At 67.2% G+C, this 948-nt stretch carries 1 protein-coding gene; it reads right to left on the reverse strand.

The window, feature by feature from the left end; genetic code table 11:
• On the reverse strand, positions 1–891 hold an 891-nt coding region (locus tag QL983_RS11330), incomplete at its 3' end, for an IS256-like element ISMlu11 family transposase (protein WP_290153074.1).
• Positions 892–948 lie beyond the last annotated feature (57 nt).

Below are 948 nucleotides of genomic sequence, written 5' to 3' on the forward strand. Positions count from 1 at the left end.
CGCGGCGGCGACCTTCTTGCGGTCCTGGTAGGCCACGAACCGCATCGCGGCCCGGATCAGGTGAACCACGCAGGTCTGGACCATCGAGTCCGGCCACGTCGCCTCGACCGCCTCCGGCAGGCCCTTGAGCCCGTCGCAGCACACGATCAGCACGTCCTGCACGCCCCGGTTGGCGAGATCGGCGCAGACGTGGGCCCAGAACGCCGAGCCCTCGGTGTCCTGGACCCAGATCCCCAGCACGTGCTTGATGCCCTCGAGGTCCACGCCGACGGCGATGTAGGCGGCACGGTTGAGGACCTGGCTGTTCTCTCGGATCTTGATCCGGATTGCGTCGAGATAGATCACCGGATAGAACTCCTCCAGCGGCCGCGACTGCCACGCCAGGACCTCTTCGCTCACGGCGTCGGTGATGTTGGAGATCGTCTCGTGCGACAGGTCCGTGCCGATCGTGGAGGCCAGGTGGTGCTGGATGTCCCGGATCGTCATTCCGCCGGCATAGAGGCTGATGATCATGTCATCCAGGCCCCCGAGGCGCCGCTGGCCCTTGGGCACCAGGCGCGGGGTGAACGACCCGCCCCGGTCTCGCGGGACGTCCAGCTCGATCGGCCCGACCTCGGACTCCACGGTCTTCGGGGTGGTCCCGTTGCGGGAGTTGGCGTGCTTCAGCGCCTCGCTCGAGCCCTTCTCGTAGCCCAGATGGCTGGTCAGCTCGGCCTGCAGGCCCCGCTCGAGCGCGGCCTTGACCAGCGCGGGCACGAACCCGCCGTCACCGGTGAGCTCGACGCCGCCCGCGTCGATCTGCGCGAACAGGGCATCAAGCTGCCCTGAGGCTTTCAGCTGCTCGACCAGGTCCTGGCCCGAGGGCTCGCCTGGGTTCTTCTCGTCGATCATGGTCATGATTCTTACCGTTCCTCTCGGTACGGCTTACACAGACCATCTGACACGCCC

The organism is Micrococcus sp. APC 4021 (genome assembly GCF_030407635.1).
Taxonomy (GTDB): domain Bacteria; phylum Actinomycetota; class Actinomycetes; order Actinomycetales; family Micrococcaceae; genus Micrococcus; species Micrococcus luteus.